Here is a 23814-nt window from a genome sequence, read left to right on the forward strand (position 1 = left end):
AGGCAAGGCGCCTCGGGCTACCCGTTGAACGATGGCCTTCTCTTCACTCACCCCCATGACGATTACAAGAATTGTATCATACCGTTGAAGTCTTACTGCAGCGTTTGGTATAAAATTTCCTTCCAGCGAGGCTTGTCGATCTCCCAGCAGACATCGATGTTCGGCGCATTGCCGGTCACATGTAGCTCATCGACGACGGTCATGCCGCGGGTCAGCTCGTCGGCGCAGGCGACGTCGACGTAATGTCGGCTGCGTCGCGTGCAGACGCCCGGCTCAATCGCAATCGCCATCGTCACCGGGTCGGGCAGCATCAGACCGGCGGCGGCCTGAATTCTGCGCCCGGCGTCCAGAGCGAAGGAGTTGCAATCCAACGCAAAGTGCGCCCGTTCGGTGTCGAAAGAACGAATATAAGCCATCTCCTCGTCAGAGAGCGCCGCATCGAAGCGGCAGTGCTCCCAGCCGACCATCAGGCACTTCATGCCAGAGTGAAAGACGATGCGCGCCGCCTCCGGGTCGCACCAGATGTTGAATTCGGCGGCTGGCGTGACGTTGCCCACGCAGTTGGCGGCGCCGCCCATGATGTAGCACTCTTTAACCCACTCCGCCATCCTCGGCTCGACGGTGAGCGCGGCAGCGATGTTGGTCAACGGCCCCAGGGTGACGAGCGTAATTTCGCCCGGCGCGGCGCGGAAGCGACGGATCAGCTCTTCGACCGCGTTTTGGCCGGCTGCGGGGCGCTGCGGTCGCAACTGTCCCAGCTTGCCCATGCCGTAGGGGCCATGGAACCAGTCGGCGTAGGCGGCGGAGCGCAGCAGCGGTTTGGCGCAGCCTTCATAGACCGGCGTCTCCTTGCCGCACACCTCCACGCTGTAGCGAGCGTTGGCGCTTGCAACCTCCAACGGCATGTTGCCGTAGACCACAGTGATGGCGTCCACCTCCACGTCAGGCCACTGCAAGGCCATGACGATGGCGACGGCGTCGTCCGAAGCGGTGTCGGTGTCGATGATGAAATGGCGAGTCATAGAGTTCTTCCCTGATCTCTGGATGGTTGAAATGCGATTTTATACGGGTAAAAGATTGTTTCTGTGATAGACAATTTTCTACTGCGCCGGCAAACGCTCTCCAACGATGCGTTCGTGAAAAAGCGCCAAGACGCGCGGCGCATCCACGCGCGTGCAGACGCCGACGGCGGGTCTGCCTGTCCACGCATTGGGTCGGAGCCATTTTCCACAGCGATCCCATAGCGTCAGTCCCATGGCGATCCCTTCGGTGACGACGCGAATCGGGCCGTATTCCACGGTGTAGAGCGTCGGATCGATCAGGTAGGCGATGACGGAGGGATCGTGCGTGTGGCAGGCGTCGAGCCCATGCACCTGACGATGGAACTCGAGGTAAAAGCGCGAGATGGCGTGGATGAACTCGCCCAGCCGGGAAGTGCGCAGGCCGGCGAAGTAGGCGTCATCCATTTGCACCGCCATTGTCACATCCAGCCCCAGCATGGTGACCGGCCAACCGGCGGTGAAGACCAGGTCGGCGGCGTGAGGATCGTGCCAGATGTTGGCTTCGGCCGCAGGGTTGACGTTGCCGTTCACGGTGGCGGCGCCGCCCATCAGCACGACGCCCGCCACCCGTTCGACGATGCGCGGCTCCAGCATCAGCGCCAGGGCGATGTTCGTAAGCGGCCCCACCGGCGCCAGGATGATTTCGCCGGGAAAGCGCATCACGGCGTCGACGATGAACTGCGCCGCCGGACGAGGATCGGGCGAGGTCTTCGGCGCCGGCAGAGCGACTTCCCCTAACCCGTTTTGGCCGTGAACGAGGGTGGCCGGTTCCTCGAAAGGGAGATGCAACGGTCTAACGGCGCCTTGCGCCACGGGAAGATCCGAGCGACCGGCGAACTCCAGCAGAGCCAGGGCGTTGCGCGTCGCCAGCTCGGTGTGAACGTTGCCAAAGACGGTCGTCACGCCGACCACCTCAATCTCCGGCGACGCCAATGCAAAAAACAGCGCCATAGCGTCGTCGATGCCAGGATCGGTGTCAAAGATGATCTTCTGCGCCATGCGCGCTCCGCAAAGGTGACAGGTTGGAGGAATAAAGAACACACAGACAACGCAGATCGGACGGATTGACGCAGATTCATCATTTGCGTCTACCCGCCCGATCCGAGTCCTGCACGATCTGTTTTTTACAAACCGGCCTCGATGACCAGGTCTTCACTCACCTGCGCAGTGGGAGCCTGGCTTTCGCTCTTGAGTGCGTCGATCATCTTGTTCAGCGCCTGCATGTACGCCTTGGCGCTGGCGACGATGATGTCGGTGTCCACCCCGCGTCCGCTGAAGAGGCGACGGCGCTGGCGGCCCTGTGCAGTCTCCTTGTAGCCGCGGCTGTCGGGCACCTCGATGCGGATGGTGACGTCGCCGTTGGCGTCGATGCCTTCGGTGACCGCCTGCACCAGGAACTCGACCAGGTTGTTGGGCACCCTTACTACTTCGTTGATCGCTTTATAGACGGCGTCGACCGGGCCGGCGCCGGTGGCCGCGCCCAATTTGATCTCGCCGGTGCTGTTGTCCTTGAGCTTCACCACCGCCGTAGGCGTCAGCGAGGTGCCGCAGTGCGCCTGCACCTCGACCAACTCCCACGCTTCGACCGGCTGATACAGCTCGTCGCCGACCAGCGCCTCCAGGTCGGCCTCGGTGACGTTCTTCTTCTTGTCGGCCAGCTCCTTGAAGCGGTTGAAGACCTCCTTCAGCTCCTCCTGCGTGAGGCGATAGCCCATGCTCTCCAGCTTGCGCGCCAGCGCGTGCTTGCCGGAATGTTTGCCCAGCACCAGCTTGCTGGTGTTCAGCCCGATGGTGGAGGCGTCCATGATTTCATAGGTGCGCTTGTGCTTGAGCATGCCGTCCTGGTGGATGCCCGCCTCGTGTGCAAAGGCGTTGGCGCCGACGATGGCCTTGTTCGGCTGAATGACCATGCCGGTGTAACGGCTCACCATGTCGCTGGTGCGGTGAATCTCCTGCGTAATAATGTTGGTGGTGAGGCCGAAGACCTGCGGCCGCACGTACATGGCCATCACCGTCTCTTCCAGGCTGGTGTTGCCGGCGCGCTCGCCGATGCCGTTGATGGTCACCTCGATCTGGCGCGCGCCGTTGCGCACGCCGGCCAGCGTATTGGCGGTCGCCAGGCCCAGGTCGTTGTGACAGTGGCAGGAGAAGATGACCTCCTTGCCGCCGGGGGTGTTTTCGCGCAGATATTTGATCAATGCGCCGTATTCCTCCGGCGTGGTGTAGCCGACGGTGTCTGGGATGTTGAGCGTGGTGGCGCCGGCTTTGATTGCCACCTCCAAGACCTTGACCAGGAACTCGGGGTCGCTGCGGCCGCCGTCCTCTGGGCTGAATTCGACGTCCTGACAGAGGCTGCGCGCATAGGCCACCATGTCGCCGACGGTCTCCAGCACCTCGTCGCGCGTCATGCGCAGCTTGTATTGCATGTGGATGTCGCTGGTGGCCAGGAAGGTGTGAATGCGCGGCCGCACGGCCCCGCGCACAGCCTCCCACGCCTTGTCGATGTCGCTTTTATTGGCGCGGGCCAGGCCGGCGATGACGGGCGGCGCAACGATCTCGCCGTTCTTGCCGCGGCGCGGCTTGCGCCCCACCGTCTCGGCGATGCGCTTCACCGCCTCCAGGTCGCCGGGGCTGGCGGCCGGGAAGCCCGCCTCGATGATGTCGACGCCCAGGCGGGCCAGTTGATGGGCAATCTCCAGTTTTTCCTGGGTGTTGAGCGTGGCGCCGGGGCTTTGTTCGCCATCGCGCAGCGTGGTGTCAAAGATCAGCACGACGTTGCCGTTGGCAATTTCACGGGCGTACGCCGCCTGATCCTGAATGCGAAATTGCTCGACGTCTACGGCGGGAATCTCATCGGAGCCACCGTCTACGAACTCCTGTTCGTTGTGCTCTACAGATGCTGACCGGTTCATTGCAAATCCTCCTCGAAGGTGAATCGAAACTGGATCGTTCTCGTCTGTCCGTCGGATGCTTTCTCATCCATGCTTCTTCTATCGACCGCTGCAAAAGGTCATCAAGACCATCCTCCATTTCGATCACCCCCTTTCCGTCAGGAACAAAAACTCCATTGTGTATGAAATCCAGATTCAAGCGGTTCTTTGCGCCTCAGTGACCTCCCCGAGCGGAACGCTTTCTAAATAGAGCGTATCATAATGCCATAGAACATCGACAACACCGGCATAGAGGTTCGCATGTCCATATCATAAAACAAAGCGTTCGCGCTGCACAGGCTCCAGCGATGGACGCTGAGCGCCGACGCCGGCGGGAGCGCCGTTGACCGTCGCCGAAAGCGGGTTGTGGGTGGACAACCCCGGGGCCACGTTCTGGCAGATCGTGACCATCGTGCGCACGGCCTGCACCGGATAGGCGCCGACCGCAGTCTCGCCGGAGAGCATGACGGCGTCGGCGCCGTCGAGCAGCGCGTTGGCGACGTCGCTGACCTCGGCGCGCGTAGGGCGGTGGTTATGGATCATGCTCTCCAGCATCTGCGTGGCGACGACCACCGGCTTGTGCGCGCGGCGACAGGCGCGCACGATCTGCTTTTGCAGCAACGGCAACTGCCAGGGGCTGGTTTCCAGGGCCAGGTCCCCGCGCGCCACCATGACGCCGTCGCTCGCCTCGATGATGGCGCGCAGATTTTCCACGCCGTCGGGCCGCTCGATCTTCGCCATGATGCGTGGAAGTTTATGCACGTTGCTGTGCGCCTGCGCCGCCGCCACGATTTCGCGCAGCTCGTTGACGTCGTCCGCCGACCCGGCGAAGCTGAGCGCAATCCAGTCCACTTCCAGGCTGACGGCGAAAGAAGCGTCGGCGCGGTCTTTGTCGGTCAGCGCCGGGATCGGCAACATGGTGTAAGGGACGTTGACGCCCTTGCGCGACTTGATCTCGCCGCCGTGCACCGTGCGACAGTGAACATGACCGTCTACAATCGACTCGACGCGCAGCTCGATGTTGCCGTCGTCGATCAGCACGGTGGCGCCGGGCTTGAGATGGGGCGCCAGGTCGAAATCGACCGGGAGGAGGACGGCGTCGGGCGGCAAGCCGTCGCCGGTCTCGCGTGCATCCACCTCCATGCCCACCAGGATGACCGACTGGTCGACGGCGACGGGAACCGGCTGCGCCAGCCAGCCGATGCGCACTTTAGCGCCCTGCAGATCGGCGAGCAGCGCGATCGGCCTGCCCGCCTTCTCCATCGCTGCACGGACGAGGTCGGCCATGCGCGAGTGAAAGGCGTAGTCGCCGTGGCTGAAGTTCATGCGCGCCACGCTCATGCCGGAGCGAATCATATCGGCCAGAACGTCCACGTCGGCGCAGGCCGGACCAATCGTTGCGATGATGTCGGTCATAAGTGCTGTGCAATCAAATGGCTTTGTCCTCTGGGAAGCTCGATGGTTTTGAACAAAATCATCCGGCAAGAATCGTAGGTGCGGCTCCAGTCGCACGTCCTCGACAGGCCGCAAAGTTGCGATTGTCTCAAGGATGCGCAGCTACGAGCAGCGCCTACGGATTCGCCAGCTTTATCTGTTAAACCTCACGAAGCTTCCTCGAAGATGGCATGAAACGAACTCCCGGTTTTCGCCATGCATTTCTTCAATTCACTTCCTTCGCATCCAGGAAGGTCATCATCCGCCGCAGCTGTTTGCCGACGACCTCGATCGGCTGGTTCTGCTCCTGGGCGCGGCGGGCGTAGAAGTTCTTGCCGCCGCTGTGATATTCGTCCATCCACTCTTCGGCGAAGGCGCCGCTCTGGATGTCTTTCAGGATTTGGCGCATGGTCTCGCGCGTCTGGTCGGTGATGATCTTCGGGCCGCTCTTGTAGTCGCCCCACTCGGCGGTGTCGGAAATGCTGTAGCGCATGTAGCTGAGGCCGCCCTGATACATGAGATCGACGATCAGCTTCAGCTCATGCAAGCACTCGAAGTAGGCGATCTCGGGCTGATAGCCCGCTTCGACCAGCGTCTGGAAGCCCGCCTTGACCAGCTCGCTGACGCCGCCGCAGAGCACCGCTTGCTCACCGAAAAGGTCGGTCTCGGTCTCCTCGGCGAAGGTCGTCTCCAACACGCCGGCGCGCGTGCAGCCCAGCCCTTTGGCGTAGGCCAGCGCGTTCTGCAGCGCCTTGCCGCTGAAATCCTGGTGGACGGCCACCAGCGCCGGCACGCCCGATCCTTCTTTGAAGACCTCGCGCACGCGATGGCCGGGCGCTTTGGGCGCCACCATGCTGACATCGACGTTGGCGGGCGGTTGGATGAAGCCAAAGCGAATGTTGAAGCCGTGGGCGAACATCAAGGTGTCGCCCTCCTTGAGGTTGGGCGCAATGTCCTGCTCATAGACCTTGCCCTGGATCGGGTCGGGCAGCGTCACCATGATCATGTCGGCTTCGGCGCATGCCTCAGCGGTGCTGAGCACGCGCAGGCCGTCGGCCTCGGCTTTCGCCCAGCTCTTGCTGCCCGGATAGAGGCCGACGCGCACGTCCATGCCGCTGTCGCGCAGGTTGAGCGCATGCGCATGGCCCTGGCTGCCGTAGCCGAGGATCGCAATTTTCTTGTTGCGAATGTCGTCAAGGTTCGCCTGGTTTTCGTAGTAAATCTTCGCCATGATGATTCCCTGTATTGCTTCGATTGAATGTGGGTATGAAAAAAACCGGGGCGTCATGGTCTTGAGTTTTGGGGAGACTCCAGCGGACTGCGCCTCCCCAAACCCAAGCCCCCAACACCCGGCGTCGCAACCTACACGCCTCCCGTCCGAAAGCGTTCGGCCGCGGTCGCGTCTCTGCCGTTGGCCTGAGCGCGCCAGACGGCGGTGCTGCGGCGGTATTTATGCTCCATCTGACCGCGCGCCATCGCCACCGGGCCGGTGCGCACCATTTCGATGATGCCGAAATTGTCAAGCAAGTCGATCAACGAGGCCACGCGCTCTTCAGAGCCGACGATCTGGACGATCATCGAATCAAGCGCCACATCCACGATCTCCCCGCGATAGATGTTGACCATCTGGACGATCTCCGAGCGGTTCTCGGCGTTGGTCGAGACGCGGATCAACGCCATCTCGCGCGCCACGATCGGCTGCTCGGAGATATTTTCGACGCGCGTGACGTCGACCAGCTTGCGCAATTGCTTGATGACCTGATCGACCATCCGCTCGTTGCCGTCCACGACGAAGGTCATGCGGCTGATGCCGGGGGTCTCGCTGTGCCCCACTTGCAGGCTGTCGATATTAAAATTGCGCCTGCGCATCATCCCCGCCACCCGACTCAACACGCCGGGCTTGTCGCGCATCCAGGCAATCAGTGTGTATTTCATGGTTGCTCCACCTTTTGTGTTTTTGAGAGCAGAGATTTGGGAAACCGCCACCGATCTCTGCCCTCCCGATCCATTTGTTCACCAACTCGGCTGCACGCCGCTATAGCCTTGCATCACCGCCGGCTTGGGGCGACGGATCAGCTGATCCACCGCTGCACCGGGCGCCACCATCGGATAAACGTTGACCTCCTCTTTGACGCGGAAGTCGATCAGGAAGGGGCCGGGCGTGTTCAGCGCCTGTTCCAGCGCAGGCACGACCTGCTCCGGCTTTGTGACCGCCAGCGCCGGAATCTGGTACGCCTCGGCCAGCTTCACAAAGTCGGGCGACCAGACGGGCGTGCCGACGTAGCGCTTCTCATAGAACAACTGCTGCCACTGGCGCACCATGCCCAGGAAACCGTTGTTGATGATGGCGATCTTCACCGGCAGGTCGCCCTCTTGCTTGATGACCGCCAGCTCCTGCATCGTCATCTGGAAGCCGCCGTCGCCGACGACCGCCCACACCAGCCGATCTGGGTGCGCCATCTGGGCGCCGATGGCGGCGGGCAGTGCGAAACCCATTGTCCCCAAGCCACCGCTGGTGATTAACTGGCCAGGATGGTCGTGGGTGAAATACTGGCACTCCCACATCTGATGCTGCCCCACGTCGGTCACGATGATGGGCGGGCCGTTCTTGGCGTTGTGGGTGGCGTGCCAGAGCTGGCGAATCACAAAGGGAGGAATCAGCTCATCCACCTCGTAGTTGAGAATATCGGTCTGCTCCGTGTCCTTCTTCCACTCTCGAATCTCCTGCAGCCACACCTGATGACGGCGCTCTTCGATCAGCGGGAGCAAAGCCGGCAGCGTCTCGGCCAGATCGCCGATCACCGCCACATCGGGCATGACGTTCTTGCCCACCTCGGCCTTATCCACTTCAAAGTGGATGATCTTCGCCTGTTTGGCAAAGGCGTCCAACCTGCCGGTGATGCGGTCGTCGAAGCGCATCCCCATGGCGATCAAGACGTCGCAGGACTGCACCGCTCGATTGGCGTAGGCCTCGCCGTGCATGCCGCCCATGCCCAGGCTCAACGGATGGCTTTCTGGAATGTTGCCGGCGCCCAGAAGCGTGGTGACCACAGGAATTTCAGCCTTCTCAACCATCTGGAGCAGCTCTCTGCCCACACCTGCAAGTTGCACGCCGTGGCCGGAGAGCACCAACGGTCGCTCCGCCTTGTTGATCAGCTCCGCCGCCTTGCGCACAGCCTCCATATCCACCTGAGGCCACGGCTCGAAACCGGGCAGATCGATCTCGAAATCATAGCGGAACCACCCTTCGGCGTTCTGAACATCTTTGCAGATGTCGATCAGCACAACGCCGGGCCGGCCTTCGCGAGCGATATAGAAAGCTTCTTTCAGAATTAAGGGAAGTTCATTGACGTCGGTGACCAGATAATTGTGCTTGCAGACGGGAGCCGTGACGCCGACGACGTCGGACTCCTGGAAGGCGTCGGTGCCGAGGAGGTTGGTGGGCACCTGACCGGTGATGGCGACGACGGGCACGCTGTCCATCTGCGCCGTCGCCAGGCCGGTGACCAGGTTGGTGGCGCCCGGACCGCTGGTGGCGATGCAGACGCCCACTTCGCCCGTCGCTCTCGCCCACCCATCGGCCATGTGCGCAGCGCACTGCTCATGGCGCACCAGCACGTGGTGAATCTTGCCCGCCGCCTCATACGGCGCCAGCGCGTCGTAGGTCGGCAGGATGGCGCCGCCTGGATGACCGAAGATCACGCGCACGCCCTCGCGCAGCAGCGCCTCCCAAACCATTTGCGCTCCCTTCATCCGCACAGGCGTCTCTGGCGATGCTGAAGCTGTGTTTCCATTCCTTTTTGGCATATTCGAATCTCCTTCGTTGCCGGACCGGAACCAGACTCGACAAAAAACCGATAAAAAAAGACCCTTCCCGGTTGGGAAGGGTCTACGATGACCTTGTGTGAAGCAGCCTGCGCCTCAACCTTCTCCAACCCCAATCAGCTCCCGGTCTACGAGTACGACCCGAAGCGCTACGATAAGGAGAAGGCTAATCAATGCGAAGACTGCTGGCATAGTCTGAAATATGGATAAGCTGGCAGGTTAAAATCTTACACTTACAGCACAGATTCTTTTTATTGCTAGCCAGTATAGCGACACACCGAATCGTTGTCAACTGACTGTGGAGACAAAAACGCGTTTCGCTGTCCAGCGCTTGAAGCGCAGATGGAGCTATGCGACGCGCTCATCGGATCCGGCGCAGATAGCCTCGCAATCGCCCCCAGCGTTCGGCAGCCCGCGCATGCAACTGCTCGCGTCGGTGCGCAGGCGCGTAGCGCAGCGCACTGATCTCCTCGCTCAGGCGCAGCACCTCACGGCTGACAAGGCGACGCAGCTCCGGCTCGTCCTGCCGATAGGTCTGAATGTGCATGGCCAGGGCCGCGCCGTATTCCAACACCGTTTCCCCCGGCTTAAACGAGCGCCCCAGCCGACTGCCCCAGCGCAGCAGCGTCTCCCACGGGTCTTCATGGCGCAGGCGCCAGCGCTGCAGCAGCCAGATTCCGATGGCGATCAGCGCCATGGCGGGAAGGATGAGCCACAGCCAGCGGTCATCGAAGGGGGGCGAGGGCGGAGGCAAGGGCTGCACGGTTGGCGACGGCGCCGGGCCAACAGCCCCGCTGCGCGGCAGGCCGATGCGCGCAAGCTCGGGCCGGCCCGCCGTCGGCTCGAAGGGAATCCACCCCACCTGCGGGAAATAGACCTCCGGCCACGAGTGGGCGTCGGCCTCGGTGACCGTCCAAGCCTGCTGCTCCGGGTTCCAGGACCCATTGGTGAAGCCGGTGACGAAGCGCGCCGGGATGCCGGCGGCGCGCGCCAGCACCACAAACGCAGTGGCGTAGTAGTCGCAGTAGCCGCGCTGCAGATCGAAGAGAAAATAGTCGGCGACATCCTGCACATGCTCGGGCGGCGACGGGACGGTCAGGTCATAGGGGAAGGTGCGCAGATAGCGTTCAATGGCCGTCGCTTTGGCGAAAAGCGTCGCTTCGTCGGCGGTCAGTTGGGTCGCCAGCGCCCGCACGCGCGAGGTCACGCGCTCCGGCAGCTCCAGATAGATGGCGTAGTCGTCGGGCAGCGCCTCCACCTCCCACCCCGGCAAGGCGTCGAGCTCGTCCACAGAGAGCGCAGGAACGAGCGAGACGATGGTGTAGCTGCGTTCGGCGCTGCGCAGCGCCACCAGGTCGCCTGGGAAACGCTCTTCAGCCTGATAGCTCACCGACGGCGCCAGCGGTTCGCCGGCGGCGAAGAGGGTGCGACCGACGAGATTCATGCTTACATTCTGGAGAAGAGGGCGTCGCCCCTCATCCGAGAGGAAAGTCCAGGGCTGCTCGGCTGCGCGTTCGGTGCGCAGCAGGGAAGCCGGGTTTTGCCAGCCGCGACCGTCGTAGGCGGAAAAGGTCATCCCGCGCAGGTTGTGGGCCAGCGGCGGAGCGTCGTAGAAGCGGGGCGGCTCGCTGGTGCGCACGCGCATCACCGGTCGCTCGTTCAACGTCGGGCCGCCGCGCAACAAGAACTCGTTCGGCAATCCACCGACCGCATCGCCTCCTGACCAGGGATTGACGCCTGTCAATTCTGGGAATGCGCGCTTGGCAAGCGCCTCCAACCGGGCGTTGACGGGCGCAAGCAGAGCGTAGTACCGACTCGCAATCTCCAGCGAATAAAGATTCGGCGCAACCGCCGCCGCCGTGACGACCAGCGCGATCAGCCCCAACGAGACAAACGCGCGCTCGGTCAACACAATCGGGTTGTGGTCGAGGTTCAGGCGCCGCCACCGTTGCACCAGCGCCTGCTGATCGAGCGCCAGATGCAGCAGCAGGGCCAATGCCACGCCGGCCATAAAGAGCCAGCGGTCGACGGCGCTGTAGAGCATCACCAGTCCAACGAGCCACAGGATGGGCGTCGCCGCCAGCAGACCGTTGCGACGCCGATAGGCAAGCCATCCGCTCGCCAGACTGAAGAGCCAGACGATTGCCAGCGCAAAGCCAAAGACGACCAGGTCATCGCGACCGGCGGCGTTGTTTTGCACCCCTTGCCACCAGAGCGCGTAGCGAACGAGCACGCGCTGCCACGCGTCGACGGCGTGCGCAACGAGGAGGCCCCAGGCGCCGGTCGTCGCCGCCTGCCACAGCAGGCCAGGCCCCGGCGCCCAGCCGACGAGCAATTGCGTCGTCGCCGCTGCGCTGAGCAACGCCAACCCCAGTCCCTGCCCCAAGATGCGCAGCCTGCGATGCGCGGACGTCCAGGGGCGCCGCCACCCCAACACCAGCCAGAGCAGCAGAATCGCCAACGGCCCGGCAAGATAGAGGCGCGCAATCAACGGGCCTGAGCGTAGCCAGCGATTTTCCCACAGCAGCGCAGCGGGCAGCATGCTCAACGCCAGGCAGAGCGCCAGCGCCGTCCACCCGAGATCAGGGCGGCCACGTTCGATGAGCCAGCGCAGGCTGCGCACCGACCATGCGCTCCCCGTCTCTGCAGCGTCTGCATCCCAGCCGAATGCGCGCTCGTTCACCCAACCTCCTCCTCGACCTCAACGGTGAAAGCGCCGCCGGTGGGCGTAGTGCGAATCACTTTGCGGCGTCGACGATAGGTGAGCGCTGCGCGCAGGCGCAGGTCCGTGCGCAGAAATTGATGAGGAATGTCGAGACGCGCAAGCAGCGCCAGGCATTCATCCGCCTGTGCGCTCTGCTCCGGCGCGGCGATGGCCAGCACGCTGCTGAAGAGGCCCTGCCTGCCTGCGCGCACCAGCTCCGCGATCCACAGCGGAGCGCCTTCGCCGAGCGAAGGCGTCACGACCACCAGCGTGTGGCGACGCCCCAACAAGGGCAGGCTGCGCTGCAACAAGGCGTGCAGCGGCGTAGCCGAGGGCTGAGCGGGCGCCAACGCCGCCAGGATCGCCCAGAGCTGCGCCTGCCCGGGCTGGGGAGCCAGCGTGATCACCTCGTCGCCGGAGGCGGTCAACAGCCCGACGGCGCGGCGCTCGCGGCCGGAGACCATCTCCGCCGCCATGCTGGCCGCCAACATCACGCCGTATTCCAATGTGCTCTCTGCGCCCTGGCCGGCCTGCACGGCCGCATCCAGGTCAAGCACAATCCAGACGTCGCCGCTCGGCTCCAGCTCCAGCTCCTTCGTCGTCAATCGTCCCCGGTGCGCCGTAGTGCGCCAGTGCACCAGCCGCAGCGAATCGCCGGGCGCGTAGTCGCGCACGCTGGCCGCCGGGCGCGCGCCGGCGAGGGAACGGCGCCGGCGCGTGTGTCCATCGGCGCCGCCGCGCGGCAGCGCCACCTCCGGCAACTGTACGACGCGCGGGTAAATCAGCAACCGATCGAAGTTGTCATAGCGCTGCACCGCCCGGAACAGCCCAAACGGATCCCCCATTTCGATGGAGTGCGGACCAAGTCGAAAGACTCCGCGGCGCTCGCAGACCGCTTCGGTTTTCCAGCGATATTCGCTGTGGGCGCCGCAGGCGACGACAACACCCGGTGCATATCCTGGCAAGTCGGAGGCGTCGACGAAGGCCGCCCACAGCAGCGGCAGCCCGCTTTCATTGGAGACGACAAATTCTTCTTGCAGCGCATCGCCCGCCACCAGGATGGCGCCGATGCGCCGTCGCGTGAAGCGAACGCCTTGAACCTGCTCGCGCACCCAGGCGTAGCCGATGGCGTAGACGCCCACGATCGACGTCAACAGCGCCACCCACACCGGATGCGGCGTCACGAGCTGACCGAAAAGCGCAAACGGCAGCAGAAGAAGCGGCCACACCGTCTGCGCCTCGATCACAGCGCCGGCCGGCAATCCTCGACTCCAAAGATGCACGCGCCAATAGTCGCGCCACGAAATCCGCCGTGAAATTCTTTGTTCAGGTCGAACAGCCATTTGGCGACGTTTCCGGAAGATGACAGAATATGTTGCGTGTTTCGTGTTCCGTGTTTCGTGTCTTCAACGCAACACGCAACACGCATCACGCAACACGCATCACGCAACACGCATCACGCAACACGCATCACGCACCCATTTTTAGCCTACCATGAAACACTCGCAATTCACAGCGCCCGACCGCCCCTCGCTCGCAGCCAACGGCGGCGTGATCGCGTGCGTGGAAGCGGCGCAGCTCGTCGCCGGCGGCCTGGTGTTGACGGTAGCTATGCCCGTCGGCCTGCCGCACGAGGTGTTGGCGGGCCGTTATTTTCTGGCGCGTTGCGCCGAGCCAACGCCCTGGGCGCAAGCGCATGATTGGACGTTGCCGTTGCGTCGGCCGCTCTTCGTGGCCGGCTGGCGGCCTTCACGCAGCGATGAGAAGGACGTTGAGCGATGGGTTTTGACCACGCCGGCGCTGGACGATGCAGGCGTCGGCTGGCTGGCGGCGCGCAAACCAGGCGAATGCATTCACCTGATCGGGCCGCTGGGCAACGGTTTTGCATCGCCTGCGCGGGCGCAACGCCTGGCGTTGATCGGCGTTCCCGCGCGCATCCTGGCGCTGGCGCCTCTCCTGCATGCGATGCTGGATCGCGGCGCAAGCGTGCTTCTCTTGTTGAAAGCAGAGGGGACGCTCGATGCGACGCTGCGCAGCCTGCTGCCTTTCGCAGCTGAAGTGCATCAGGAGGCCGACGAGGCGCGCTGGCGCGCGCGTCTGCAAGAGGCGCTGGCGTGGGCGGACGCCGCAGCGACCGCCCTGCCTGATTGCGAAATCGCCACGCTGGCCGAGGCCGTGCGCACCGCCCGCATGCGCATCGAACCCGGCGTGGTGCAGTGCCTGGTCGACGCCCGCCTGGTCTGCGGCTACGGCGCCTGTCTCGCCTGTCTCACGCCGCTCGCCAACGGCCGCTGGACGCGCGCCTGCGTGCACGGCCCGGTGTTCGACCTGGCAAGTTTAAGAGGGGAGAAGTGAGAGCACGAGGATGAAACGCCTTCTCCCCGCTCTCCTTTTTTCTTATCTCTCAACGGCCTCAGAGGTCGTGATCCGAATCGCCTCGCCCTCATCGGTCACGATGATCATCTCCGGCGAAAGCGCCAACGCTTGCGCCATCCCAGGCTCGTCCAGCAGGGCGAAATAAGCGTCGCTGGCGAAAGCAACGACGGTGGTCTCCATCTCCTCCTGGTAACGCGTGTCCACCCATACAGGCAGGCGACGCCCCTCCGCATCGACGACGTAGGCGCGCAAGACGAAGGCGCGACCGGCGACGTAACGCATCTCCGATGGAATCGTCTGCGTGGTTTCCGCTTGCAGCAGCGCCCTGCGCTCCTGGCTGGCGATCACTGCTGCTGCGCCGGCGGCCGGCGCAGCGTAGACCTGGGCGGCGATCTCCGCTCCCTGGGTGCGCAGTTGCGCCTCATCAGGCAACGCCAATTGCGCCGGCGCCTGCGTCGCTGCATCGAGCGACAAGGCCGGCGCATCCGGCTCTAAGACAAGATACGAAGTGTAGGGCGTCAGGACGCCGTAGTGCAGGCTCAGGTCGATGATCGCCTGCACCAGCTCTGGGTCCGGGCCGCTGCGTCGAATTTGGGCGAGCAGATGGCCGATCTTGCGCGTGGCCCAGAGTCGGGCGACGAACGGCTCGCCCCCGCTTTCGACCAGTGTGCGCTGCGGATAGACGTAGACTTTCTCTTCGTCGTTGACGCGACCGGAAAGCATCACTTCGACCTCGCCGCCTTCGCGATAGCGGCCAACGACGACAAGCTGGCGCCCGGCGAAGAGATCGGGCAGGGGGTGAGGATACACATCCTCGATAAAGATCGACTCGCCGAAGTCGATCTGGATGTCGGCGAGCACCGGCGTGTTGACCTGAGCGTAAAAGGCGCTCACCGCCTCATCGATGGCTTCATCCGGTTTGACGTAGTGGCTCGCCCCGCGCAGCTCGTCGGCGAGCACGTCGAGCAGATCGGTGTTGACGTCATATCCTACGCCGAAGGTGAAGAGCCGCACGGAGCGTTCACCCGGCAGGTTGTTCAGTGCGTTGCGCACGATGGCGTCGGCGTTCATTTCTCCCTGCGTCGGTTGGCCGTCGGTGAGAAACAGAATGTAAGCGGGTCGGTCGAGCTCCTCGACATCAAGCTGCGCCAGCGCCTCCAACAGTGCGCGGTTGATGTCGGTCGAACCGGTGGCGCGCAACTTGTCGATCCAGCGCATCGCCGACTGCTGTGTGCGCGCGTCGACCGGCTGCAGCGTTTTTTCCCACAGCGAGACGCCGGTGCTGAAGGCGATCAGGTTGAAGCGATCCTCCGGGTTGAGGTTTTGGACGAGGTAACGCATCGCCTCTTTGGCCTGTTGAATCTTTTTCCCCTGCATAGAGCCGGAGACGTCGATGACCACGATCAGGTCGCGTGCGACCACTTCCTCTGCGGCCGCTTCGAGCGCAGGCGCAGCCACCAGCAGGAAATAGCCGTCCTCGCCGGCCGGCTTGTAGGAGAGGAGATCGACGCCGATCGGCTGTTTTTCCACGCCGAAATAAAGGTCGAAGTCGCCGGTCGGCTTTGCGCCTGCGGCCTTATAGAAAACCACGGCATGGTCATCGGCGAGGCGCTCGACCGTGATCGGATAGTTCGGGCTGTATATCGTGCGCAGACCGGAGAGATTGCGCAGCTCGATGCGCAATGCAATCTCCTCAGCAGCGCCTGCGTTGCGGTGGGACGCCCGCAGCGGATAGTTGAAACGGTGCAGTCCGTCTTTGCGTTCGAGCAATTGGCTGTAGGTGAGGCGAACGGTGCGCGTTTCACCGGCTGGAATCGGGAAGACGCTGGTCTGGAAGAGGCCGCGTCCCAGATATTCAAGCAAGGCGGGATCGCGCTGATTGCGCACGATCTGCTCATAGATGCGCCGCGCTTCGTTGCGGTCGAGCAGCTTGCCTTCCAGCGTCTGGTCGTCGACGGTCAGCTGAAAATCGCTCACCGTGGCGTCGACCGGCAGCGGAAACACATAGACGCCCTCCGCCACGCGGCCCGAGGAGTTGCGAAGAATTTGCGTGACCTCGACCTGTGCAACCGGACCGTCGATCACGGCGTCCACTGCATGGCGCTCCACGACGACCTGTGGACTGAAAACAATCGGCGGCTCGATCGGAGTTGGGGGCGGGAGCGGCGGCCCTGGCCACGGGGGAGCCTCCTGCGCCTGCACGCCGACGGGCAGCATCGCCCCAAGCACCCCCAAACAGACAGCTAAACTGACAACGATAGGCAGTAAGAAAATGAGGAGTGGACTGCGAGCTGGCGTGCGCATATATCGCCTCCTTATCCGTCTGCGCAAAACAAGTTGCATTCTGGTCAGGTGACGGAGCGGAGGCGGAGAATGTTCCGGGCCAATGGAGCAGCGGGGAAGAATTTATTTCCCCAGCGAGCGCTGAAGGGCCTTTTTCATCATAATCGCCTGAAACTCGCGCACCTCTTCTCCGGGCGCCGGCATGCGCAGCCGATAGAAACCGTCGCAGTCCAACTCCCAGGCCGAGCGGTTGTCGTTGAGGGCGTCATGGAGGATATCGATCAGCCGTTGCTGCAACTTCGGATCGGTCACGGGCGTCGCCAACTCGACGCGGCGCGAGAGGTTGCGCGTGCGCCAGTCGGCGCTGCCGATGATCGTGATCGGCTGACCGTTGTTGTGAAAGTAAAAGATGCGGTCGTGCTCCAAGAAGCGTCCCAGGATGCTGAGGACGCGGATGTTGTCGCTGTAGCCAGGCAGGCCGGGGCGCAGCGTGCAGTGGCCGCGGATGATGAGGTCGATCTGCACGCCGGCCTGCGACGCTTCGTAGAGCTTTTTCACCATGCGCTTGTCGTCCAGGCCGTTCATTTTGGCGATGATGCGGCCGTTGCCCGTCTCGCGCTGGTGCGCAATCTCGGCGTCGATCAGCGCCTCGAAGCGATCGCGCATGTAGACCGGCGCCACCAGCGTCTGCTCGTAACGTTGCGCAGGCGCATAGCCGGTGAGGAAATGAAACAGGTTGACAATATCGCGGCCCAACTCCGGGCGGCACGTGAGCAGCCCTAGATCGGTGTAGAGCCGCGCCGTCTTGGGGTTGTAGTTGCCGGTGCCGATGTGGCAATAGGTGCGGATGCGCCCCTCTTCGTTGCGCACGATCAGCGTAGCTTTGGTGTGCGTCTTCAAACCGACCAACCCGTAGGTGACGTGGACGCCGGCGTTCTCCAAAATTTGCGCCCACTCGATGTTGTTGGCCTCGTCGAAGCGCGCCGTCACCTCCACCAGCACGGCGACCTGCTTGCCGCGCTCGGCTGCGCGGATCAAGGCGGCGACGATCGGCGAGTCGTCCGAAGTGCGGTAGAGCGTCTGTTTGATGGCCAGCACATGCGGATCTTCCGCCGCCTCTTCCAGCAGGCGCTGCGTACTGACGGCGAACGAGTCATAGGGGTGATGCACCATCAGGTCGCCTTTGCGAATAATGGCGAAGATATTGGGCGCGTCTTTGCTCTCTCCTTCGTAGCGCAGCTCCGGCGGGATCACCGGCTCCCAGGGCTCGTACTTCAACGCAGGCCGATCGATCTCCGTTAGCGCAAACAGGCAGGTCAGATCGAGCAGCCCATCGACCTCCCATACATCTTCAGGGCGCAGGTTCAACTCACGCACGAGCAACTGACGGTCGTACGCCGGCATCGCCCGATCCACCTCCAGGCGCACAACCTCGGCGAAGCGCCGCTCGCGCAACTCGGCGGAGATCATCTCCAGCAGGTCTTCGGCCTCCTCCTCGTTGCGGCGCACGTCGGCGTTGCGCGTCACGCGGAAGGGGTGAACGCTGATGATCTCCATGCCCGGAAACAAATCCTCCACATGCGCAGCCACCACCTGCTCGATCGGAACGAAATAGTGTGGCTTCGGATTGCGCGTGCATTCGCATTCCCCTGGAATTTCCATCAGACGCGGCTGCGGCAGCTTAATGCGCGCAAAGTGGATGGTGCCTCGTTTGCGATTGCGCAACACCACGGCGAGCGAAAGGCTGAGGTTGGAAATGAATGGGAAAGGATGGCCCGGATCCACCGCCAGCGGGGTCAGCACCTGATAGATTTCGTCGTGGAAGCGTTCATAGAGCAAACTGCGCTGCGCAGTGGACAAAGTGGCGTAGTCCAGCACATGAATGTCAGCCTCCAGCGCCAGACGAGGACGCAGCTCCGTTTCCCAGAGCGCAGTCATGCGCTGGTGCATCTGCGTGGTGGCGCCATGCAGAAGCTGCAACTGCTCGGTCGGCGTCAAACCGTCGTCGGAGAGCTGCGTCACGCCCGCTCCCTCCTGACGTCGCAGGCCGCCGATGCGCTTCTGCACAAATTCATCGAGATTGCTGGCGGTGATCGCAACGAACTTGACGCGCTCAAGCAAGGGCGTGCGCTCATCCATGGCCAACGCCAGCACGCGCCAGTTGAAGTCGACCCAGCTCAGCTCCCGGTTGAAGTAGAGCGTTGGCTCGTCGAGGTCGGCGTCTGCAGGCGGCGGCGAGGCCTGCACGGCGCGCAAGATCGGGATGGCTGCATACAACCTGCTCATAAGGCTTGCCTCGCATGTGACGCTTGATCTTCATCTTGAATCCTACCAGATCGCCGCAGCGGAAGTAAAGCGCGATCGGCGGATGGCTCCATTTTTCCAGGCGACCGGTTGCTCAGTCGGATTGAAGAGAGTACGATATGCAATGCCAATGCATCGCCTTCATATTCAGAAAGGAGCATCCGATGTCTGCACAGCACGGTTTACGCGTGGGCTTCATCGGCGCCGGCTGGCCCGACCGCGTGCAAATCGCCGCCTTTCGGCTGGGCGGGCTGACGCCCCAGGCCATCGCTTCGGCCCGGCGCGAACGCGCCGAACGCGTGGCGGCGACGCACAACATCCCCCTGGTTTTCGATGACTGGCAGGCTCTCGTCGAAAGCGAAGAGGTCGATATCGTCAGCATCTGCACGCCGCCCCATCTCCATGCCGAAATAGCGGTCGCAGCGCTGGCGGCGGGCAAACATGTCATCTGCGAGAAGCCGACGGCGCTCAACGTCCAGGAAGCGGAAAGGATGTTGGCCGCCGCCCAGGCTGCGCCCGAGCAACTCGCCATCATCGACCATCAACTGCGCTTCCATCCGCAGCGCATGCAGATGCGGCAGCTGATCCGCGAGGGCTACGTCGGCGGCGTCCTGCAGGCGCGCTTCGACCGCCTGGGCGGGGAGCGGCTCGACCCTGCGCAGCCCTGGACCTGGTGGAGCGACGCCGAGCGCGGAGGCGGCATGTTGGGCGCGCTGGGCAGCCATCTGATCGACCTGGCGCGCTGGATGATCGGCCGCATCGAGTCGGTCACGGCGCAACTGCAGATCGGGCACCTCTTCCGCACCGACCCGGAAAGCGGCGCACAACGGGCGGTGACGGCCGACGATCACGCCGATCTGCTGTTGCGCTTCGCCAACGGCGCAACCGGGCACATCACCGTCAGCGGGCTGACGCCGGGCGGCTACGGCATGTCCATCCTCGTGGTGGGCACGGACGGCGCGCTGATGCTCGACAACCAGGATCAGCTCTTCGGCATGAAGGGCGTCTATCCCGGCGGAAACTGGGAGCCGATTCGCACGCGGCAAGCGCCGCCTCCCGCCGAGGGACTGCCCAATCAAGGGCCTTTCACCATCGGCGCATTTTACCTGGCGCAGACGCTCGCTCTGTCGTTGCCGATGGGAGAAACCATGCTGAACGACGCCGCCAGCTTCTACGACGGGTTGGTTGTCCAGAGAGTGCTGGACGCCGCCCGACGCGGCCACGCCCAAAAGGCGTGGGAAACGCTTTGACGGAACAACCTTTCTTTGCCATACTATCAGCGCAGTCTTCGCTGTGCTCCCAGATTCACAATCGAATACATTGAAAAAGGGTGAGAAGGATCCAAATTGAATGTGAAAGGAGTTTTTCCATGAACCATTCTGGACGAACCCATGTGCTGCTTGTCGCCGCGCTGGCGCTTGCCGTTTTATTGATGGCCGCGTGCGCCCCTGTGCCGGTTCCTGCTGCGCCGGCGGCGGCGCCTTCCGCCGGCGAGGGCGCTGCGCAGGAAACCGCCAGCACCGAGCTCAACCTGCTCTGTACGCCACAGGTGCAGTGGTGCGAGGGCATGAAGGCGGAGTTCGAGAAGGTCTATCCCGACATCACGGTCAACTTCGTGCGCATGTCGAGCGGCGAGGCGCTGACCCGCCTGCGCAACGAGAAGGACAATCCCCAGTTCGACATCTGGTGGGGCGGCCCCATCGACAGCTTTGTGGCGGCCAAGCTGGAGGGCTTGCTGGAGGCGTATGATTCACCCAATCTGGCCAATCTGGCCGACCCCGAACGTTTCAAGGACCCGGACAACTTCTGGGCCGGCATCTATATCGGCACCCTGGGCTTCGCCACCAATCAAAACTGGCTGGACGAGCATCCCGGCGTCGAAGCCCCGCGCAGTTGGGATGACCTGCTGAAGCCCGAATTCAAGGGTCAGATCATGGTCGCCCATCCGTCCAGCTCCGGCACCTCCTACACGGCGCTGTGCACCGTCCTGCAAATTCGTGGGGAAGAGGCGGGCTGGGACTATCTGCGCCAGTACGCCGGTCAGGTGCTGCAGTTCACCAAGAGCGGAGCCGCGCCGGCCAAGTTCGTCGCCCAGGGCGAGGCTGCGGTCGGCATCGTCTTCTCGCATGACATCGTGGCGGAGATGGAGAAAGGTGCACCGCTGGTGTTGACCTTCCCGGAGGAGGGCACGGGCTACGAGATCGGCGGCATGGGCATCGTCAAAGGCGCCCGCAACCTCGACGCCGCCAAGAAGTGGTTCGACTGGGCGCTCGAGCCGGCTACGCAGGAGCTGGGCCCCAAATACCAGGCGTATCAGGCGCCGACCGTCAAGGGCGCCACGCCTTCGCGGCCGGAGCTGCTCGAGGTGAAGCTGATCGACTACGACTTTGACTACTGTGGCTCCAACAAGACGGCTTTCGTCGACAAATTCACCAACGAGATTGCGGCTGCGGACAACCTGAAGGAGTGATTTCCTCAACAAAGGCGCCTTTCGAGATGGGTTCAGCGCAGAGCTGAACCCATCTCTTCATTGTTCCCATGCAACATCTGCATTCAATCCATCTCGATTTCTCATGAGCGCATCCATTTCCAAACCTCGCTCTGCGTTTTGGCGCCACTGGCAGGAAGTGCGGCTGATCGGCCAGGACCCCATGCTGGCGATTGGCCTGATCGTCGTCGCCTCGTTCGTCTTTCTGTTCGTGGCCCTGCCGTTGCTGCGCGTCATCTACCAAGGCTTCGTCAATCCCGTCACAGGGGAATTCAGCCTCGTCTATTTCGCCCAATTCCTCGATCCCTACTTCGGCCCATATCTGTGGCAGGTTGTGCGCAACACGCTCATCATGGGAGTCGGCGCAGCCGCGGGCGGCACGATCTTAGGCTTTATCTTTGCGTATGCGCTGGTGCGCTGCAATTTTCCCTTTGCGCGGTTGGTGCATATCGTCACGCTGCTGCCCACCATCTCGCCGCCCTTCGCCATTGCGATCGCCACCATTTTGCTCTTTGGCCGCAACGGGTTGATCACGCGCCAGCTGCTCGGCATTCGCTTTGGCCCTGGCGTCAACGACATCTATGGGCTGGATGGGCTGATCTTTGTTCAGATCATCACTTTTTTCCCCGTCTCCTACCTGATCATTCGCGCCATGCTCGAGCGCATCGACGCCTCGATGGAGGAGGCGGCGCTGAGCCTGCGCGCCAGCAAGTTTCACATCTTCCGCACGATTACGTTGCCGTTGTTGGCGCCGGGGATTGCGGCGTCCTTCCTGCTGCTCTTCGTCGAGTCGCTCGCCGATCTGGGCAATCCGCTTTTGCTTGGCGGCAACGTCAGCGTGCTCTCCACCGAAATTTATCTGGCCGTCGCCGGCCAGTTCGATCAGCAGAAAGGGGCGGCGCTCTCGCTCGTGTTGCTGCTGCCGACGCTGACCGTCTTTCTCTTGCAGCGCTATTACATCAGCCGACGCTCCTATATTTCGGTCACGGGCAAGCCAACGGGCGGGCAGATTTTCGTCAAAGAGCCGGTCATCCGCTGGATTTTCATCGTGCTCACGCTGCTGGCGCTGGCGCTGGTGCTCATGCTCTATTTCACGATTTTGTGGGGCTCTTTCACCGTGCTGTGGGGCGTCAACAATCAGCTCTATTTAGGCAATTACGCCACGGCGTTCTCACGCGGACTAAACGCCATCCTCTCCACCACCTTTCTTTCGGCGGTGGCGACCCCTGTGGCCGGGCTGATCGGCGTCATCGTCGCCTTCATGGTTGTGCGTCGCACGTTTATCGGCAAGCAAACGCTCGATTTTGTCTCGAACCTGGGCGGCGCGGTGCCGGGCACCATTCTGGGCATCGGTTATATCGTGGCCTATATCGGTGCGCCGTGGATCGCCATCCTGATCGTCTATGCGCTGCTGGCCGGCTACCTGGCCTCGCGCGCCACGACGCGCAGCTGGGCGGCGTTGGCGCTGTTGACCGCCGTCACCGTCGCCGGTTACTATCTGAACTGGACGCCGATCCTGCTCGGGCAGAGCGAGACGGGATGGCGTTTTCTGTTGATGGCGGCCTTTCTGCTGCTCGCCCTCCTCGGCGCGGCCTTCGCCCAACCGGGCAAAAGCCGCGTCGTGGCGCTGCTCTTTGCGATGATGGCGCTGGCGCTGTTGGTGTACAACCTCAGCCCCTGGGTCACCGAACCGTTGGCGCGCTGGGGGCGTCAGCTGCCCGGGGTAGACCTGCCCAAGATCGTCGTCAAAGTGAGCGCGTTCATCACCTTCTTCACACAGCCGACGCCCGCCATCCTGGGCTACACCTTCCTGACCCTGAGCGTCTTTGCTGTTGAGCAGATGCGGCCACGGGCGCGGCCATGGCTGGCGTTTGCGGCGGCGGCGCTGTCGGCCTCGCTGATCTTCTACGGCAACTCGCTCACGTTGGTGGGCACACCTTACATCATCGTGATGGCGTATGCAGTGCGCAGCCTGCCGGCCGCAGTGCGCGCCGGCGTTGCGGCGCTGCAACAGATCGACCCATCGCTGGAGGAAGCCTCCAACATTCTGGGCGGCGACGCCCAGTACACCTTCCGTCACGTCACGCTGCCGTTGATCCTGCCCGCCTTTTTCGCCGGCCTGATCTACGCCTTCGCCACCCACATGACCAGCCTCTCGGCGGTGATCTTTCTCACCACAGCGCAGTGGCCGATCCTGACCGTGTGGATTTTAAGCGAGGTCGAGCAAGGCGGCATGAGCGTGGCGGCCGCCTATTCGGTCATTCTGATCGCCATCGTGTTGACGGCGATCGGGCTGATGAGCCTGTGGCTGAAGCGCGTCTACGGCGCAAGCCAGAGGATCGACATGACCCTTGGCGGCTGAAAGATAGTTGGATTTTAAGCGGACCGCTTGACTTGAATGAACGACGA

At 63.0% G+C, this 23814-nt stretch carries 15 protein-coding genes; 4 read left to right on the plus strand and 11 right to left on the minus strand.

What is annotated here, in order from left to right; genetic code table 11:
- Positions 1–92: 92 nt before the first annotated feature.
- The 9 genes from Q0367_RS12725 to Q0367_RS12765 all read right to left on the minus strand — a co-directional run bounded on the left by Q0367_RS12725 (position 93) and on the right by Q0367_RS12765 (position 13297).
- Positions 93–1022: a nucleoside hydrolase gene (locus Q0367_RS12725; protein ID WP_297631611.1), complete on the minus strand. Its 930-nt coding sequence runs from the start codon at positions 1020–1022 to the stop codon at positions 93–95.
- Positions 1023–1100: 78 nt separating this feature from the next.
- On the minus strand, positions 1101–2060 hold the full coding sequence (locus Q0367_RS12730) for a nucleoside hydrolase (RefSeq protein WP_298982641.1): 960 nt from the start codon (positions 2058–2060) through the stop codon (positions 1101–1103).
- A 125-nt stretch (positions 2061–2185) separates the two neighbouring features.
- Complete coding sequence (locus Q0367_RS12735; RefSeq protein ID WP_298982643.1) at positions 2186–3973, minus strand: 2-isopropylmalate synthase; 1788 nt, start codon at positions 3971–3973, stop codon at positions 2186–2188.
- A gap of 288 nt (positions 3974–4261) precedes the next feature.
- On the minus strand, positions 4262–5407 hold the full coding sequence (gene pyk, locus Q0367_RS12740) for a pyruvate kinase (RefSeq protein ID WP_297631634.1): 1146 nt from the start codon (positions 5405–5407) through the stop codon (positions 4262–4264).
- A 244-nt stretch (positions 5408–5651) separates the two neighbouring features.
- Positions 5652–6656, minus strand: a complete 1005-nt coding sequence (gene ilvC / locus Q0367_RS12745; protein ID WP_297631637.1) for a ketol-acid reductoisomerase — start codon at positions 6654–6656, stop codon at positions 5652–5654.
- 131 nt (positions 6657–6787) lie between these two features.
- Positions 6788–7360 carry an acetolactate synthase small subunit gene (gene ilvN / locus Q0367_RS12750; RefSeq protein ID WP_297631640.1) on the minus strand — a complete coding sequence of 191 codons (573 nt, stop codon included), beginning with the start codon at positions 7358–7360 and terminating at the stop codon, positions 6788–6790.
- 78 nt (positions 7361–7438) lie between these two features.
- On the minus strand, positions 7439–9178 hold the full coding sequence (gene ilvB, locus Q0367_RS12755) for a biosynthetic-type acetolactate synthase large subunit (protein ID WP_298982721.1): 1740 nt from the start codon (positions 9176–9178) through the stop codon (positions 7439–7441).
- A 433-nt stretch (positions 9179–9611) separates the two neighbouring features.
- The gene (locus Q0367_RS12760) at positions 9612–11933 is read right to left on the minus strand and encodes a transglutaminase family protein (RefSeq protein WP_297631646.1); all 2322 of its coding nucleotides are present in this window, start codon (positions 11931–11933) and stop codon (positions 9612–9614) included.
- Positions 11930–13297, minus strand: a complete 1368-nt coding sequence (locus tag Q0367_RS12765) for a DUF58 domain-containing protein (RefSeq protein ID WP_297631649.1) — start codon at positions 13295–13297, stop codon at positions 11930–11932. The genes Q0367_RS12760 and Q0367_RS12765 overlap by 4 nt, the downstream gene beginning before the upstream one ends.
- 151 nt (positions 13298–13448) lie before the next feature.
- Between Q0367_RS12765 and Q0367_RS12770 the strand changes: the two genes are divergently transcribed.
- On the plus strand, positions 13449–14309 hold the full coding sequence (locus tag Q0367_RS12770; RefSeq protein WP_297631652.1) for a hypothetical protein: 861 nt from the start codon (positions 13449–13451) through the stop codon (positions 14307–14309).
- A gap of 42 nt (positions 14310–14351) precedes the next feature.
- On the opposite strand, the gene Q0367_RS12775 is transcribed toward Q0367_RS12770, so the two are convergent.
- Positions 14352–16634: a VIT domain-containing protein gene (locus Q0367_RS12775; RefSeq protein WP_297631655.1), complete on the minus strand. Its 2283-nt coding sequence runs from the start codon at positions 16632–16634 to the stop codon at positions 14352–14354.
- 102 nt (positions 16635–16736) lie between these two features.
- Complete coding sequence (ppk1, locus tag Q0367_RS12780) at positions 16737–18899, minus strand: polyphosphate kinase 1 (RefSeq protein WP_297631658.1); 2163 nt, start codon at positions 18897–18899, stop codon at positions 16737–16739.
- Positions 18900–19081: 182 nt separating this feature from the next.
- Between ppk1 and Q0367_RS12785 the strand changes: the two genes are divergently transcribed.
- From Q0367_RS12785 to Q0367_RS12795, 3 genes are all read left to right on the plus strand, one after another.
- Positions 19082–20167, plus strand: coding sequence for a Gfo/Idh/MocA family protein (locus tag Q0367_RS12785; protein ID WP_298982648.1), 1086 nt, complete (start codon positions 19082–19084; stop codon positions 20165–20167).
- A 119-nt stretch (positions 20168–20286) separates the two neighbouring features.
- Positions 20287–21387 (plus strand): ABC transporter substrate-binding protein, encoded by a 1101-nt coding sequence (locus Q0367_RS12790; protein ID WP_297631664.1) that lies wholly within the window; start codon positions 20287–20289, stop codon positions 21385–21387.
- Positions 21388–21490: 103 nt separating this feature from the next.
- Positions 21491–23767: an iron ABC transporter permease gene (locus tag Q0367_RS12795; protein WP_298982651.1), complete on the plus strand. Its 2277-nt coding sequence runs from the start codon at positions 21491–21493 to the stop codon at positions 23765–23767.
- The last annotated feature ends 47 nt before the right edge of the window (positions 23768–23814 follow it).

This window comes from uncultured Caldilinea sp. (genome assembly GCF_937128415.1).
Lineage (GTDB): Bacteria > Chloroflexota > Anaerolineae > Caldilineales > Caldilineaceae > Caldilinea.